12 protein-coding genes are annotated in these 13,334 nt (G+C 71.4%); 5 read left to right on the top strand and 7 right to left on the bottom strand.

Annotation, left to right across the window (positions count from 1 at the left end):
- Nucleotides 1–48: 48 nt before the first annotated feature.
- The 4 genes from ACU6P3_RS03095 to ACU6P3_RS03080 form a co-directional block, all read right to left on the bottom strand.
- The gene (locus ACU6P3_RS03095) at nucleotides 49–219 is read right to left on the bottom strand and encodes a hypothetical protein (protein ID WP_447195796.1); all 171 of its coding nucleotides are present in this window, start codon (nucleotides 217–219) and stop codon (nucleotides 49–51) included.
- 70 nt (nucleotides 220–289) lie between these two features.
- Entirely contained in the window at nucleotides 290–2,167 is a 1,878-nt protein-coding gene (locus ACU6P3_RS03090) for a glycoside hydrolase family 9 protein (protein ID WP_447195795.1), read from the bottom strand.
- A gap of 165 nt (nucleotides 2,168–2,332) precedes the next feature.
- On the bottom strand, nucleotides 2,333–3,280 hold the full coding sequence (locus ACU6P3_RS03085; protein WP_447195794.1) for a ribokinase: 948 nt from the start codon (nucleotides 3,278–3,280) through the stop codon (nucleotides 2,333–2,335).
- A 609-nt stretch (nucleotides 3,281–3,889) separates the two neighbouring features.
- Nucleotides 3,890–4,495, bottom strand: a complete 606-nt coding sequence (locus tag ACU6P3_RS03080) for a TetR/AcrR family transcriptional regulator (RefSeq protein WP_447195793.1) — start codon at nucleotides 4,493–4,495, stop codon at nucleotides 3,890–3,892.
- A gap of 70 nt (nucleotides 4,496–4,565) precedes the next feature.
- Here ACU6P3_RS03080 and ACU6P3_RS03075 point away from each other — a divergent pair, with 70 nt between their 5' ends.
- On the top strand, nucleotides 4,566–5,459 hold the full coding sequence (locus ACU6P3_RS03075; protein WP_447195792.1) for an NADP-dependent oxidoreductase: 894 nt from the start codon (nucleotides 4,566–4,568) through the stop codon (nucleotides 5,457–5,459).
- Nucleotides 5,460–5,567: 108 nt separating this feature from the next.
- Here the strand turns inward: ACU6P3_RS03075 and ACU6P3_RS03070 are convergent, their stop codons facing one another.
- Nucleotides 5,568–5,927 carry a helix-turn-helix domain-containing protein gene (locus ACU6P3_RS03070; RefSeq protein ID WP_447198194.1) on the bottom strand — a complete coding sequence of 120 codons (360 nt, stop codon included), beginning with the start codon at nucleotides 5,925–5,927 and terminating at the stop codon, nucleotides 5,568–5,570.
- Between the two features lie 184 nt (nucleotides 5,928–6,111).
- Here ACU6P3_RS03070 and ACU6P3_RS03065 point away from each other — a divergent pair, with 184 nt between their 5' ends.
- On the top strand, nucleotides 6,112–7,317 hold the full coding sequence (locus tag ACU6P3_RS03065) for a cytochrome P450 (protein ID WP_447195791.1): 1,206 nt from the start codon (nucleotides 6,112–6,114) through the stop codon (nucleotides 7,315–7,317).
- A gap of 185 nt (nucleotides 7,318–7,502) precedes the next feature.
- On the opposite strand, the gene ACU6P3_RS03060 is transcribed toward ACU6P3_RS03065, so the two are convergent.
- Nucleotides 7,503–8,522 (bottom strand): DUF5937 family protein, encoded by a 1,020-nt coding sequence (locus ACU6P3_RS03060; RefSeq protein WP_447195790.1) that lies wholly within the window; start codon nucleotides 8,520–8,522, stop codon nucleotides 7,503–7,505.
- 162 nt (nucleotides 8,523–8,684) lie between these two features.
- The gene (locus ACU6P3_RS03055; RefSeq protein ID WP_447195789.1) at nucleotides 8,685–9,443 is read right to left on the bottom strand and encodes a DeoR/GlpR family DNA-binding transcription regulator; all 759 of its coding nucleotides are present in this window, start codon (nucleotides 9,441–9,443) and stop codon (nucleotides 8,685–8,687) included.
- A 279-nt stretch (nucleotides 9,444–9,722) separates the two neighbouring features.
- Here ACU6P3_RS03055 and ACU6P3_RS03050 point away from each other — a divergent pair, with 279 nt between their 5' ends.
- The 3 genes from ACU6P3_RS03050 to ACU6P3_RS03040 all read left to right on the top strand — a co-directional run bounded on the left by ACU6P3_RS03050 (nucleotide 9,723) and on the right by ACU6P3_RS03040 (nucleotide 13,312).
- Entirely contained in the window at nucleotides 9,723–10,544 is an 822-nt protein-coding gene (locus ACU6P3_RS03050) for an endo alpha-1,4 polygalactosaminidase (protein ID WP_030743425.1), read from the top strand.
- A 278-nt stretch (nucleotides 10,545–10,822) separates the two neighbouring features.
- A complete protein-coding gene (locus ACU6P3_RS03045; RefSeq protein WP_447195788.1) occupies nucleotides 10,823–12,229 on the top strand; it encodes an ABC transporter substrate-binding protein in 1,407 nt (468 codons plus the stop codon).
- A gap of 9 nt (nucleotides 12,230–12,238) precedes the next feature.
- On the top strand, nucleotides 12,239–13,312 hold the full coding sequence (locus tag ACU6P3_RS03040; RefSeq protein ID WP_447195787.1) for a carbohydrate ABC transporter permease: 1,074 nt from the start codon (nucleotides 12,239–12,241) through the stop codon (nucleotides 13,310–13,312).
- Nucleotides 13,313–13,334: the final 22 nt, after the last annotated feature.

Raw genomic sequence — 13,334 nt, 5'->3', positions numbered from 1 at the left:
GGACCGGCCGACCGCACCGGCTCGGTCCCGGGTCGGCTCACGCCCGCGTCAGCCCAGGTCGGCGGACTGCCGGTAGCGGTTTCCCGCGTGACGGAGAAGCGCGGTGTGGAGTCCGGCGGCGCGAGTGGCGGCTTCCGCCCCGCCCAGCGAATGGAGGTCGTATTCCAGGGCGCTCCCGGCGGCGGAGTTCCCGCGCGCCATCGCGGCGGGGACGCGCACGCTCGTCTCCCGCCGGAGGCCGGGGGCGCCGCCCGCCACCTCCGGCCGGGGGCGGGCGGCCCGGGACGTCTCACTCGGCGGCGAACTGGGCGAGCCAGGCCAGCGGGGCGTTCCAGTTGATCGCCACCTCGTTGGTCGAGTACGAGCCGATGTCGTCGATGTAGCACGCGGCGGGCGCGCAGCCCGGCAGGCGTTCCTGCGCGACCGGGTCCTGAAGGCCCGCGTTCGGGCCGCCGGCCAGGGAGCCCGCGGGCGGGTTGGGGAGCGAGGCGTCGGCCTGGTGGGCCCAGAAGCGGTGGTGCTGGTTGCGGGACGGCTGCTCGCCGTAGCCGCTGATGTAGGACTGGCCGAGCGTGTTGCGGCCGAGCAGGTAGTCGAGGGTCTCGATCGCCCCGTCACGGTAGGAGCGGCTGCCGGTCAGGGCGTACGCGGTGGCCAGCACGACCGCGTTGTTGCCCACCTGGCCGTTCGACCCCCATACGTACGTGGAGGCCGGGATGGGCACCGCGTAGCCCTGCCCCGACATGACGGCCAGATGGCGGTCGGCCGCCGAGGTCACCGACGCGCGCAGGCGGGCGGTGTCGGCGGCGGGCAGCCCGGTCCTGGCGCCGGCCAGGGTGAGCCGGCCGAGGGCGGCCGTGTCGGCCCAGCCGAAGCCGCCGTCCGTGAAGGCGCCGGCCGAGGTGTGCCAGGGGGAGGAGGTGACGGCGTCCCGGTAGACCGTCTCACCGGTCGTCGTGTACAGCTCCGCGGCGGCCCAGTAGAACTCGTCGCTGACCGTGGCGTCGCCGTACGCCCCGCCGCCGGTGCCGTCGGAGTCCGGGGCCAGCAGACTGGGGTTCGCCTTCGCCGCGGTCCAGGCGCGCCGGGCCGCGTCCAGGCAGCGTGCGGCGAACGCCCCGTCGTACGGGGCGTAGACCCGGGCGCACTGGGCCGCGGTGGCCGCCAGGTTGAGGGTGGCCGCGGTCGAGGGCCGGTGCAGTTCGCGCGGCTGGTCGTCGAGCTCGGGCCGGGTGGGCAGGGCGGTCCACTGCGCGTCGTGCATCTTGTGGAACGCCATGCCCGCCAGCGGCCTGCCCTGCGGTACCTGCATCCGCAGCAGGAAGTCCAGCTCCCAGCGTGCCTCGTCCAGCACGTCGGGGACCCCGTTGCCGCGCTCGGGAACGCGCAGGGTGGAGTCGCCGAGGGCGCCGTCCGTACCGGCGCGCTTCGCGCGTTCGAAGGAGTTGACCAGCAGCCAGGTGGAGAGGCCGCCGTTGACGACGTACTTGCCGTGGTCGCCGGCGTCGTACCAGCCGCCCCGCACGTCACGGCGGTAGTCGCAGACGCCTGCCTGGCAGGGGACGTTCGTGTCGCCCTTGTTGGGCGCCACGCCGAGGTGCCCGGCGGGGCGGGCGTAGGCCGCGCCCGCCAGCGACGCCTCGATGGGGATACCGCTGCGCTGCTGGTAGAAGAACGCCATGGCGTCCGAGCGCAGGTCCTCGTACAGCCCCGCGTCGATGTCGAAGGGATGACTGCTCCGGCCGCCGACGACCAGGGTGAAGCCGCTGCCGGTGCCGGTGTACGAGGAGAAGTCGGCCAGCTGCGTCGCGTCCTTCGAGGCCGCGTCGGTGCCGGGACGGGTGGTGGCGCCGGAGGCGACCACGGCTCCGGCGGCGTTCCGCAGTTGCCAGCCGAACGGCGCCGTGGAGGTGGTGACCACCGTGGCCCGCTTGGGGCCGTCCGGGAGATAGCCGAGCTGATTGGCGCGTACGGCGGTGGGCTCGGCGGCGACGGGCCCGGTGGCCGGGGCGGTTCGGGAGTGGGCCGGCGCCGCGGCGGAGGGGGCGGTCGCGACGACCGCCACGAGTAAGGCCGCGGACAGCACGGCGGAGGCGGCACGCGCGGTGGGGCGGACCCGGCGGGAGGACGTCCGGCCGGGGCGCGGGGGAAGGAATGGCATGGGCATGGGAAAGCCCCTTTCGCGGAGTGGGGGGTTGGGAGCGCTCCCATGCGGACCATTGCATGAGCACATCAGATCGTCAATCCATCGGGAGGCCGTCGTTTCCTCGGCCCCGGGGCGATCCCCGCCCCGGGACGGCCTCGGCCGGTCGGTCTGATCGGTCTGGTGGGTCTAGCCGGTCCGATCGGCGAGCCGGGCTCGGGCGGCGTCGAGCGACGCCACCTCCTGAGCCGTCGGGAACGACGCCTGCGCTCCCCGTTTCGTGACCGCCGCGGCACCCACCCGGACCGCGTACGCGGCGGCGTCCGACAGCGTCTCGCCCATCCCGAGCCGCCACGCCAACGCCGCCGTGAACGCGTCGCCGGCCCCGGTCGTGTCCACCGCGCGCACGGGCACCGCCGGCACCGGCGCCGCCCCACCGCCGTCCGCCACCAGCGCCCCACGCCCGCCCAGGGTGACGACCACCGAGCGGGGGCCGAGGGCGAGGAGCGCCTTCGCCCAACTCGCGGGGTCGCCGTCCAGCGGCGCGGCCGAGGCGTGTTCGCTCACCACTCGCGCCTCGTGCTCGTTGACGATCAGCGGGTCGCAGGCCGTCAGAACCTCGGCGGGCAGACGCGCCGGGGGAGAGGCGTTGAGGACGAAGCGCGTGCCGGCGGGCAGCAGCCGTACCACCTCGGCGACCGTCTCCAGGGGGATCTCCAGTTGTGCCGAGACCACCGGCGCGGACGCCAGCAGCGCCGTCGACTCCCGTACGTCCGCAGGGGACAGCCGTCCGTTGGCGCCGGGGGAGACCACGATGCTGTTGTCCCCCGAGGGATCGACGGTGATCAGGGCGACGCCGGTGGGCGCGCCACCCGCCCGCACCCAGGAGGTGTCCACACCGGCGGCCTCCTGGGCATCGCGCAGCAGCCGCCCGTGCGCGTCGTCGCCGAGACGGGCCAGCAACGCCGTACGGGCGCCGAGGCGAGCGGCGGCCACCGCCTGGTTGGCGCCCTTGCCGCCCGGGTGCACGGACAGGTCCGAACCGAGCACGGTCTCGCCGGGGCCGGGGCGCCGTTCGACGCCGATCACCAGGTCGGCGTTTGCCGAGCCCACGACCAGCAGGTCGTAGTCGTACATCGCTGTCTCTTTCTGTTGGTGAGGAGGAACACCGCGCGGATGGTACGCACGACCACGGTCGTCCGTGCCCGCCATCCGCGCGGCGTTCCGGTGGTGCTCAGATCTTGTCCGCCTCGTCCGTCGGGTGGGGCGGCAAGCGGAACGGCCGGGTGATGAGGGCGACCGGCCGGGCGTCGTCGGGCCGGGTCAGGGGGCGTTGTTCGCGGTCCTGACAGGGCGCGAGCGCCCGTCTGGCGCGTCCGCGACCCGGCTCATTTCTTCCGGGGTCGGATTGGCGACGGCGCGGCTCAGGCGCCAGGGGAGTGCGCGACCCCCGTGGTGCGGGGCTTCCCCGACGTGTCCGTGGAGCGCGAGTTGCCGGAGGTGGAACGAGCAGGGCCCGGAACTGTAGCCCAGCCGAGTGGCGGCTTCGGTCGCCGTGACGGTGCCGACTCCGGCCGGCGGATTCAGCAGTGCGGTGCGGACCTCGTGTTCGGGCAGTTCGTCGCCGGTGTCCCGGCTCTGGCCGGGCGGACGTGTTGCGGCAGATGAAGGACCGGAGCGCGGACGTCTTCGCGCGACGCGCGGCCAAGGCCGTCGGTCTGGGCTCCGGAGTGTCCTGACTACGGTCTACGGTCGGGCGGTGCCGGTGGGGTCCTCGGGGCGGCGGGTGGCGGCCCAGGCTGCCTCGATCATCCGGAAGATCTCGTCGAGCGCGGTCTCCGGATCGGCCGCCTCCCGGGCCAGTGAATAGCCGTCGATCGCGAACCTCGCGATCGTCCGGCAGGCCGTTGTGGTCTGTGTCAGGCCGGGATCGGCGGCGATGGCCGTTGCCAGCGACTCGGCGTGGCGCAGCCTCATCGACTCCTCGTACTTCCGCAGGGCGGGCGATTCGTCGATCATGCGCCAGATCGGGGCGGCGCTGTCCGCCGTGCAATGTCGCACCAGGGCCTGGATCTCGCGGCGCAGCGCGGGGACGAGCGGTTCGTGCCGCGCCCGGCCGGTGACCGCCTGCGTGAGGCGTTGTTCGAAGTCTTCGTCCTGCTCGAACACCAGGGCCTCTTTGGAGGCGAAGTGGGCGAAGACCGTGGTGACGGCCACATCTGCCTCGGCGGCCACGTCACGGATGCCCACCGCGTCGTACCCGCGTTCCAGGAAGAGCCGCAGCGCGGTGTCGGCGATCTTCTGGCGGGTCGCGGCCTTCTTGCGTTCACGGCGTCCGGGTGGCGCGGTCATGGTCCGACGCTACCAGATGCGAGTCTGAAACCGATTTGAAAAGCTAACCGTTAGTGCTATGTTCGACCGCATGAAAAAAGTGAGCTTCGCCGAGTTCGGCGGTCCGGACGTGCTGCGACTCGGGGACGTCGAGGAGCCCCACGCGGGTCCCGGTCGGATACGCATCGCGGTACGGGCGGCGGGCGTGAACCCCGTCGACTGGAGGATCCGTGAAGGCCAGATCCTGGGGGCCCACCCGATCGAGTTGCCCTCCGGAGTCGGGCAGGACGCCTCCGGGGTGGTGGACGAGGTCGGCGAAGGTGTCGAAGGGGTCGAGGTCGGCGACCACGTGTTCGGCGAAGGCTCGGCCACCTATGCCGAGTTCGCGGTGTTGTCGGCCTGGGCCCGTATGCCCGAAGATCTGACGTTCGAAGAGGCGGCCGGGTACCCCTCGGTGGTGGAGACCGCGCTGCGCGTCATCCGAGAGGTCGGTGTGCGGTCCGGGCAGACGCTGCTGGTCAGCGGTGCGTCAGGAGGCGTCGGATCGGCGGTGCTGCAGATCGCCCGCGACCGCGGCATCACGGTGATCGGCACGGCCGGGGCCGCGAACCAGGAGTACCTGCGGAGCCTGGGCGCAGTCGCCACGACGTACGGCAAGGGCTGGGTCGAGCGGGTGCGGCGGCTCGGCCGTGTCGACGCGGCTCTCGATCTGGCCGGCTCGGGTGTGATCCGCGAACTCGTCGAGCTGACCGGGGATCCGCGGAAGGTGATCTCCATCGCCGATCTCGGCGCGCCGGAGTTCGGTGTCCGGTTCTCCGGCGTGGCCGGGAGCGTGCCGGAGGCGCTCGCCGAGGCCGTCGACCTCATCTCGCGGGGAAAACTCCACATCCCGGTCGAGGAGTCGTACACGCTCGCCGAGGCCGCGGCGGCGCATGTCGACAGCCATGCCGGTCACACGCGCGGGCGCCGGGTCATCGTCGTATGAAAGCAGGCTGCGCGTTGTCATCGAGGTCGTCCCCGGGCAGGGCCCGAGCCGAGCCCCGTCGGTTCACGGCCACGGAGACGGAGGCCGCGCTGACCTTCAGCCCGCGGGTCAGCTCGGCCGTGGTGCGCCGTGCCGTCCTCGGGCAGCGACAGGTCGACGTGCACACGCGCTGTCATCCTCGGCAGCCCCGTTCGGACCGCGTCTCGATGATCTCCTCTCCCGCCGTGCCACCCGGTGGTCCGGCCGCGTACGCGGGCGCCGGTGTGCCACGCCGTGCCCGCCGGACCGTCTCCAGGTGCGCCTGCCGGGGCCCATGGCCGCCGGGGCCGCCGTTGCGTCCGATCTCTCCCGGCTGATCGTCGAGGTCGGCCGATCGAGCCGCCTCGCGATCTCGGCGTAGGGGAGCCCGTCGGCGAGTCCCGCCGCGATGCGCCGGCGGTCCTGCTGGGTCAACCGTCCTCCCGGCATGGAGCCCAGTATTGCCTTCGCTGTCATTCATTGCAACGTTTCATTGCGTTCGGCTTCACCGTCATTGCATCAATATTCCGGTGCTCACCTGGACAGTTGGCATTACGTCAATTGACAGGTTTCTGAACGCAACGTAGCTTTCGAGCATTGGTGAACGCGTACGGTCGCGAGATGAGGAATGGCCATGGACGCATCCCCGCATACCGTCACGACGATGCCGACGGCGCGTCGGCCCGGCTGCCCCTTCGACCCGCCGGCAGAGCTGCTCGACGCCCGTCGGCACGGCCCCATCAGTCGCTACACCTTCCCCGGCGGAAAGCCCGGCTGGCTGATCACCGGGTACGACCTGGTCAGGGCGGTCCTGGCCGACCAGCGGTTCAGCTCGCGCAAGGAGCTCATGCTCCACCCGACCATCGACTACGGAGACTTCGAGGTCCCCCCGGCGCCGCCCGGCGAGTTCCTCCTCATGGACGAGCCCCGGCACAGCCGCTATCGGAAACCGCTGATGGGCAAGTTCACCGTGCGGCGGATGCGACTGCTCACCGAGCGCGTCGAGCGGATCACCACCGACCACTTGGACGCCATGGAGAAGACCGGGCCGCCGGCGGACCTGGTGACCGCTTTCGCCAAGCCCATCCCCGCCATCATGATCTGTGAGCTGCTCGGGGTTCCCTACCAGGACCGGGGGTCCTTCCAGGAGCAGGTCGACTCGTTCATGAACGGGGAGACGAGCGACGAGGACCTGATGGCGGCCTATACCGCGACCCAGGACTACCTCGCGGAGCTGGTGGCCGCCAAACGCGCGGCCCCCACCGACGACGTGCTCAGCGACCTCACCGACAGCGATCTGACCGATGAGGAGCTGAAGGGGATCGCCCTGATCCTGCTGGCGGCCGGGCTCGACACCACCGCGAACATGCTGGCCCTCGGCACTTTCGCCCTGCTGCGCAACCCGGAGCAACTGGCCGCGCTGCGCGCTGATCCCGCGCTCGCCGACCGGGCCGTGGAGGAACTGCTGCGATACCTCAGTGTCGCCAAGACGTTCATGAGGACGGCGCTGGAGGATGTAGAGGTCGGCGGTCAGATCATCAGGGCCGGCTCGCCGGTGATCCTTTCGTACAACACCGCCAACCGTGACCCGGAGCGCTTCACCGATCCTCATGTGCTCGACCTTCGCAGGCAGGACGGCGGGCACGTGGCCTTCGGCCACGGCATCCACCAGTGCCTGGGCCAGCAGCTGGCCCGCGTCGAGATGCGGGTCGCGTTCCCCGCGCTGCTCGGCCGTTTCCCCACGCTGCGCCTGGCCGTACCGCCTGAAGCGGTTGCCCTGCGCCCGGAGACCGCGGACATCTACGGGGTGAAGAGCCTCCCGGTCACCTGGGACGTGTGATCGATGAGGGTCACGGTGGGCCGTCGCGGGCGGGGGAACGCGGAGCCGCGCTGAGCCGATCCACGGGGGCACACCACAGGAGGTAGACCCACGGGGGGCACACCACGGGAGGTACACCCACGGGAAGCACCCCGCGGGAAGGCCGCTGCGGGCCGAGCCGGTGCGGTATTCGGGCCACTCACCGGTCAGACGTGCTGCGGCCGGGCGGCGTTCGCGGCCAGCAGGCCCGTGCCGAGCGGGGTCAGCACGTGCAGCACCGTATTGCGCTCCCTGCGTGAGACGACGAGGCCCGACTCGCGCAGGGTTCGCGCGTGCTCGCTCGCCGTCGCCAGGGTCACGCCCATGCGCCGGGCCAACTCGCTTGTCGTGCACCCGCCTTCCGCGGCTCGCAGGGCGGCGGCCCGGCCCCGCCCTATCAGATTGCCCAGGGCTCGGTGTTCCGGCTGCTCGGCCTGCGGTGCCCACCACAGGTGGCTGCGGGTGACGGGGTAGACCAGCACCGGCGGGAGGGCCGGGTCGCACAGGGTGATCGGCACCCGCCAGCAGAACACCGACGGCACCAGCCGTAGTCCGCGGCCCGCCAGCCGCACGTCCCGGTCGCACGGGTAGTCGACCTCCAGCACCGGCCGGCGCCAGCGCATCGACGGGCCCAGGGTCGACAACAGCGCCTCGCATCCCCCGGTGAGCAGCGCCCGCGCCCGCACCGCCCTGTCCGCCTCCGCCTGTGCCCGTACCGCCGCCCAGTAGGGCGCCAGCGCCGCCTGGAAATACTGCTCCAGCGCCCGGCCCAGCGTGCGCAGCGCCTCCGGCTCCCCGTCCGCCAGGGGACGCAGCCAGGAGGGCGCCCCCTGCAGGGCGCGGATCTCCTCGTGCAGCCGCTCGCGCGGCGTCGACAGCACCGCGTCGATCCCCGGCGCCAGCCCGTCCGCGGCCTCGGGCGGATTCAGGAAGTCGGGGAAGGAGCCCCGGGGCGGGGCCAATGTCCGGATCAGTCGGCCGTGTTCGCGTGGCAACTGGCGCAGCCGGTCCCGGGCGTGCGACCGCCACTGGTCGAACACGGCCTTTCCCTGGGCCGTGAGAAGAAGGTGGGAGCTGAGGACGGTCTCCCACAGTGGGTCAGGACCGGCAGCCACCGTGGTCCTGAGCAGGTCGTCGTTCGTGAAGTGCAGTCGCAGCACAGAGTCCCCCGTACCGGTCGTGGTCACGACCGGAGTCGTCCACACGGCGCAGGCCGGACGCGGTGCACTCTGCCACTCGCGCCCGTCCCCCGTGCGTGCTCTCGCCTTGATGCTGCCCAACAGGAAGGGATTCACCCATAAAAGGAGAAAAAATCGATTGAATCCACCATCGCGTGTCCTTCCGGCCCGTCAGACCGTCGTCACCCGCACTCCCGTCTCCGTGATCCCCGCCAGTTGGTCGGCCGGCGCGGCGCCGTCGGTGACGAGGTCGTCGATGTCCGTGAGGGGACAGATCTTCGCGAAGGTCACCTTCCCGACCTTGGAATGGTCGGCGACGACGACGGTCCGCCCGCTGCTGCCGGTGAAGGCGCGGTCCGTCGCCGCTTCGAGCTGGTCGTGGGTGGTGCAGCCGTGGGCCGCGCTGATCCCGTCCACCCCCATGAAGGTGATGTCGGTGTGGTGGTCGGCCAGTGTCTTCTCCGCGATGGGGCCGACGAGTTCATAACTCTCGGCGCGGGCGTATCCGCCGACGACGACCAGGGTGACGTCCTTGCGGAGCACCAACTCGGCGGCGATGTTCACCGCGTTGGTGACGATGGTCACGGGCCCCCGCTCGGCGAGCAGCCGGGCGATCCCGGTGACGGTGCTTCCGCCGGTCATGCCGACGACCGCCCCCTCGGGCACCAGGTCGGCCGCCGCCCGCGCGATGGCCTGCTTCTCCGGGCGGCGGCGCTCGGCGCGGTGCTGGAGCGGGGCCTCCAGGCCGACATCGCCGACGACCGCGCCACCGTGGGTGCGGCGTATCAGGTTCAGGCCGCTCAGATGCTGCAAGTCGCGCCGGACCGTGGCTCCCGAGACGTCCAACAGCCGGGACAGTTCGCCGACATCGATGCCGCCCTTCGCGGACACGTGCTCAAGTATCCGCGCGTGGCGCTCATTTTTCAGCATGCTGTGAGCATATCTCTGAGCGAAACAGAGCAGGTGGCGCTGTCGAGTGTCAGGTTCGAGCAAGCGATGTGCTCTGTTTGTGCGCGATGTGCTCAACTTCGATCTGTTGACAGGGTGATTCCTGATCGCTTTACTCCATGCAACGCCAGAGTTGAGCACCCGGCGCCAGAGGTATGCCCAGCCGGTAGCACGGCCCCGTGCCGTAAGTCCGGACAAAGTCGCCAGGACCGTCTGAATGGTCCGAGGCGGGGTCGTACCCCCCATCTTCTGGAGCTCCAGATGCCCCTCGTCAATCGTGTCCGGTCCCGTCGATGTCTCGCCGCGGCAGCTGTCGTGGCGACGGCGGTGGTCACCCCCCTGATCACCGCGGGCCCCGCGGGCGCGGCGGCCCAGGCCGTGACCCTGCCGCCCGCGGGCGCCAATTTCGACTACCAGATCGGTGGCGCCTACACCCCGCCGACCGGGGTGAAGGTGGTCAGCCGCGACTACACCGCGTCCCCGGCCGCGGGTCTGTACAACATCTGCTACGTCAACGCCTTCCAGACCCAGCCCGGAGCGGAGGGCGAGTGGGAGAAGGACCTGCTGCTCCGCGACTCCAAGGGCAACGTCGTCTACGACGGCTTCTGGAAGGAAGCCGTACTGGACACCCGCACCGAGGACAAGCGGAAGCGGATCGCGGCCAAGGTGAACGGCTGGATCGACACCTGCGCGAGCAAGGGCTTCAAAGCGGTCGAGCCCGACAACCTCGACACCTTCGACCGGTTCAGCCAGCTCAACGAGGCCGGCGCCAAGGACCTCATCAAGCGGCTCGCCGACCACGCCCACTCGAAGGGCCTGGCGATCGCTCAGAAGAACACCGCCGGCTTCTCCACCGAGCGGGACGCGACCGGTGCCGACTTCGCCATCGCCGAGGAGTGCGGCGAGTGGGACGAGTGCGGTGACTACGTCGAGGGATTCGGCAACAACGTCATCGTGATCGAGTACAAGGAGGAGTACCTGCGCAAGAGCTGCTCCGAGTTCGGCGGCCGGCTGAGCATCGTCCTGCGGGACCTGGACGTCAAGCCCCTCGGAGACCCCGCGTACGTGCGCAAGACCTGTTGAGCGGTCCGCCGCGATCCGGTCGGTCCGCCCAGCGGTCATGACCGGTCTGGTGCACCCCCGTTCAGGTGGGGTGCACCAGGCTCCGGGCCTTCCGTACGCGAGCGGCCCGGCCCGTGACGAATCCGGCGTCGCCGGCGTCACCCCCGCACGCCGGGCCCTCCGTACGCGGACCGCCCCCGCCTCACCCCACCACCTCACCCACACCGATCCACACCGGGCCGAGACGTCTCACGTGTCATCTGTCCCGGACCGCTCCGCGCACTCTCCTGGGGGTTCAGATGGCCGCAGCCCACCGCTTTCCCGGTACCCGTACTCCCGGCGTTCCCCGTACTCCCGGCGATTCCGGCGCTCACGATCCCGGCGCCCCCGGTGCTCCCGCCGGGCCCTCGCGCCGTGCGCTCCTGCGCAGTGGTACGGGACTGGCGCTCGGCGCCGCCGCCACGGCCGCGCTGTCCGGCTGCGGCGCGGGCGCGAGTGACGGGGTGGGACCCGACGGCAAGGTCACGGTCGAGCTCTGGCACGGCCAGACCGACAGCGCCGCCGAGGTCCTGAAAGGACTGGTCGAGGAGTTCAACCGCACCCATCCCGCCATCCGGGTCGACCCCGGCGGCGGCGTGCTGGCCGACGCGATGCTGCAGAAGATCACCGCCGCGCTCGCGTCCGGCTCCTTCCCCGACATCGCCTTCGTCTTCGGCTCGGACCTCGCCAACGTGGCGCGCAGCCCGTCGGTGGTGGACCTGACCGACATGGACCGCTCCGGAACCGTGCCCTGGAAGGACTACTGGGCGCCCGCGCGCGAGGCCGTCACCCTCAACGGACAGCTGCGCGCCGTCCCCGCGGTGCTCGACTCGCTCGCCGTGGTCTGCAACAAGAAGCTCTTCCGCGCCGTCGGCCTGCCCCTGCCCGAACCGGGCTGGACCTGGGACGAGTTCACCGAGGCGGCCAGGAAACTGACCGACCGGGGACGGGGCACCTTCGGCACCGGCTGGCCCGGCGTCGGGGACGAGGACACGGTGTGGCGGCTGTGGCCGATGGTGTGGGACCTGGGCGGTGACGTCGTCGCCGGGGACGGGCGGCGGATCGGCTTCGCAGACGAGGGCGTGCGGGCCCTGGAGACGCTGGCCGGGCTCGCCCGGGACAAGAGCGTCTACGTCGACCCGAAACCCGGCAGCGAGCAGATGTACAAAGTCTTCCTGGCCGGCCGGATGGGCATGGTGGCCACGGGGCCGTGGCAGCTGCCCGACATCCGCCAGGCGAAGATCGACTACCATGTCGTGCCCCTGCCCAGCTACAGCGGCCGCCCGCTGACCATCTCGGGCCCCGACACCTGGACGGTGTTCGACAACGGTCCGGCGCGGGTGGAGGCGGCCCGTACGTTCGTGAGCTGGCTGGGCCGGCCCGCCCAGGACGTGCGGTGGGACGTCGACGCCGGGAGCCTGCCGCTCAGCCGGAGCACCCAGGCCATGACCGCATGGCGCAACCATGCCGAAAACACCGAGGGGCTCCCGGTGTTCACCAAAGCCCTGGAGACGGCCCGGGTCCGCCCCGTCCACCCGGCCTACCCGCAGATCTCCCAGGCCCTCGGACAGGCGATCGTCGCCGTACTGCTCGGCCGGAGCACCCCGGCCAAGGCCCTGCGCCAGTGCGCCGACGAGGCCAACGCCGCGCTCATCATCCCGCGTTGAGAGGTTCCGATGCCGCGCCTTCCCACTCCCCTCACGCTACCCGACGGCGGCCACGACGACGGCCGGGGCGGCGAACGTGACCACGAACACACGGCCACCCACCACGACGACAACACACCGCACGGCCCGGGGAACACCCGGGGGAGACACCCGGGAAAGCCGCCCGGGAAACACCCCGGGGCACGCCGCCGAGGCGCTCTCGCGCGCGGTGAGTCGGCCACCGCCTGGGCGTTCATCTCGCCCTCGGTCCTCGTCATCCTCGGCCTGAGCGTCGTCCCCGTCCTGTGGTCCCTGCTGCTGTCCTTCCAGGCCGACGACCTGGTCACGCCCAGCCGCTGGGTCGGCCTCGACAACTACCGCGCCCTCGCACAGGACCCGCACTTCAGCCAGGCGGTGGGCAACACACTGCTCTACACCGTGCTGTACGTGCCCCTGAGCATCGGGCTCGGGCTGTTCCTCGCCCTCGTCCTCAACCGGCGGATCCGGCTGGTCGGCCTCTACCGCACGCTCATCTTCGTGCCGTTCGTCGTCTCCGCCACGGCGCAGGGAGTGCTGTTCTCCTTCATCCTCGACCCCGAGTTCGGGGCCGCCAACTCCCTCCTGCAACACCTCGGGGTCTCCCCGCAGGGGTTCCTCACCGACCCCGGACAGGCGATGTTCGTGCTCGTCGCCATCTCGCTGTGGAGCGGCACCGGCTTCTGCGTGGTGGTCCTCCTCGCCGCCCTCCAGGACGTGTCCCCGTCCCTGATCGAGGCGGCGCGGCTGGACGGCGCCGGGCGGTGGCACCTGCTGCGCCATGTGACCCTGCCCGCGCTCACACCCGTCACCGTCTTCCTGCTCCTGTGGCAGACCATCAACGCCCTCCAGGTCTTCGACCTGGTGTACGTGACGACCAAGGGCGGGCCGCTCGGCTCCACCACGGTGATCGTCTACTTCATCTGGGAGCAGGCGTTCAAGAACTTCACCGCCGGGTACGGCGCGGCGGCCGCCTACGCGCTCGCCCTCGCGCTGCTCGTGGTCGGTGGCGTTCCCCGGCTGCTCAGGGCCCGCGCGAACCGTCGTACCGAAGGAGCCGCACGATGACGGCGACCACCCCCTCCGCCCG

The sequence above is a fragment of the Streptomyces hebeiensis genome (assembly GCF_052983195.1).
This window is presented reverse-complemented; position numbering and strand designations above follow the sequence as displayed.

What these genes read in the sequence shown, in the direction of transcription:
- ACU6P3_RS03090 (WP_447195795.1), bottom strand. Translation starts at nt 2,167, where the DNA reads ATGCCCATGCCATTCCTTCCCCCGCGCCCCGGCCGGACGTCCTCCCGC.
- ACU6P3_RS03085 (WP_447195794.1), bottom strand. Translation starts at nt 3,280, where the DNA reads ATGTACGACTACGACCTGCTGGTCGTGGGCTCGGCAAACGCCGACCTG.
- ACU6P3_RS03080 (WP_447195793.1), bottom strand. Translation starts at nt 4,495, where the DNA reads ATGACCGCGCCACCCGGACGCCGTGAACGCAAGAAGGCCGCGACCCGC.
- ACU6P3_RS03075 (WP_447195792.1), top strand. Translation starts at nt 4,566, where the DNA reads ATGAAAAAAGTGAGCTTCGCCGAGTTCGGCGGTCCGGACGTGCTGCGA.
- ACU6P3_RS03070 (WP_447198194.1), bottom strand. Translation starts at nt 5,927, where the DNA reads ATGCCGGGAGGACGGTTGACCCAGCAGGACCGCCGGCGCATCGCGGCG.
- ACU6P3_RS03065 (WP_447195791.1), top strand. Translation starts at nt 6,112, where the DNA reads ATGGACGCATCCCCGCATACCGTCACGACGATGCCGACGGCGCGTCGG.
- ACU6P3_RS03055 (WP_447195789.1), bottom strand. Translation starts at nt 9,443, where the DNA reads ATGCTGAAAAATGAGCGCCACGCGCGGATACTTGAGCACGTGTCCGCG.
- ACU6P3_RS03050 (WP_030743425.1), top strand. Translation starts at nt 9,723, where the DNA reads ATGCCCCTCGTCAATCGTGTCCGGTCCCGTCGATGTCTCGCCGCGGCA.
- ACU6P3_RS03045 (WP_447195788.1), top strand. Translation starts at nt 10,823, where the DNA reads ATGGCCGCAGCCCACCGCTTTCCCGGTACCCGTACTCCCGGCGTTCCC.
- ACU6P3_RS03040 (WP_447195787.1), top strand. Translation starts at nt 12,239, where the DNA reads ATGCCGCGCCTTCCCACTCCCCTCACGCTACCCGACGGCGGCCACGAC.